This is a genomic window from Streptomyces solincola (assembly GCF_002982015.1).
GTDB lineage: Bacteria > Actinomycetota > Actinomycetes > Streptomycetales > Streptomycetaceae > Streptomyces > Streptomyces solincola.
In genome coordinates this window covers 1-1,349 of record NZ_PVLV01000631.1, presented here as the reverse complement: position 1 = coordinate 1,349, position 1,349 = coordinate 1, and the positions used below count along the sequence as shown (strand labels likewise).

The following is a 1,349-nucleotide window of genomic DNA, read 5'->3' as shown; positions in this document are numbered from 1 at the left end:
GGACCTTGTGGTCGACCCAGGGGAGGGCGGTCAGGTCGGTGGGTCCGGCCTGGCCGGAGTCCTGCTGGATGAGGTCGCGCAGGGTGCGGCCGGCCAGGTTGGCGGTGGCGACGCCGGAGCCGACGTAGCCGCCGGCCCAGCCGAGGCCGGTGGAGCGGTCGAGGGAGACCGTGGCGCACCAGTCGCGCGGGACGCCGAGGACGCCCGACCAGGCGTGTTCGATGCGGGTGCCGGCGAGGCGGGGGAAGAAGCGGATGAGGAGGTCGCGGAGGGCGAGCACGGTGGCCGGCTGCGTACGGCCGTCGTTGTCGGTGCGCGAGCCGTAGCGGTAGGGCACGCCCCGGCCGCCGATGGCGATCCGGTCGTCGGCGGTGCGCTGGGCGTACATGTAGGCGTGCGCCATGTCGCCGAGCGTCTCGCGGCCGTCCCAGCCGATCGCGTCCCACAGGGCGGGCGACAGCGGCTCGGTGACGATCATGGAGGAGTTCATCGGGAGCCAGGTCCGCTTGAGCCCCTTGAGGGTGGGGGTGAAGCCCTCGGTGCAGCGCAGGACGTACGGGGCGCGGACGGTGCCGTAGGGGGTGACGGCGTGCTTGGGCTTGATCTCGGTGACGGGCGTGGACTCGTGGATGGTGACGCCCAGGCGTTCGACGGCGGCGGAGAGGCCCTGGACCAGCTTGACGGGGTGGATGCGCGCGCCGTGCGGGGTCCAGCTCGACCCGACCGCGCCGGCGACGCGGACGCGCTCGGCCGTCTCGCGCGCCCCGAGCAGGAGCCGGTCGGTCTCGCCGAAGGCCAGCTCGACGGAGTGGAAGTCGCGCAGCCGGGCGAGTTGGGCCGGGGTGTACGCCACTTCGAGGACGCCGCCCTGGTGGACGTCGGCGTCGATGCCCTCCTCGGCGGCGACGGTGATCACCTCGCCGACGGTGTCGTTCATTGCCCGCTGGAGGCGCTGCGCGGCCTCGTGGCCGTGCGCCTTGGCGTACCGGGCGCGGCCGGCGATGCCGTTGTACAGCCAGCCGCCGTTGCGGCCGGAGGCCCCGTACCCGCAGAACGCCGCTTCCAGGACGGTGATGTTGAGGAAGGGGACGGCCTTCTTGAGGTAGTACGCCGTCCACAGGCCGGTGTAGCCGCCGCCGACGATGCAGACGTCGGCCGACGCGTCGCCGGGCAGCGGCTCCCTGGGCGCGGGCGCGCCCTGCTGCGCGTACCAGAACGATATGCCGCCGTTGACTGTGTTCATGCCGCCGTTGGCCGTGTCCATAAGGGGTCCTCGTGACGTGGGACGTACGTGAGGCGGCACGTTACTTCATGGTGCCGGAGACGGAGGGCGGGGGACTGGGTGGTGG

The 1,349-nt window shown here is 72.8% G+C and carries 1 protein-coding gene; it reads right to left on the bottom strand.

What is annotated here, in order from left to right:
* Positions 1–1,243: NAD(P)/FAD-dependent oxidoreductase (locus tag C6N75_RS28490; RefSeq protein ID WP_105871735.1), on the bottom strand; the 1,243-nt coding region annotated here is incomplete at its 3' end.
* Between the last annotated feature and the right edge of the window lie 106 nt (positions 1,244–1,349).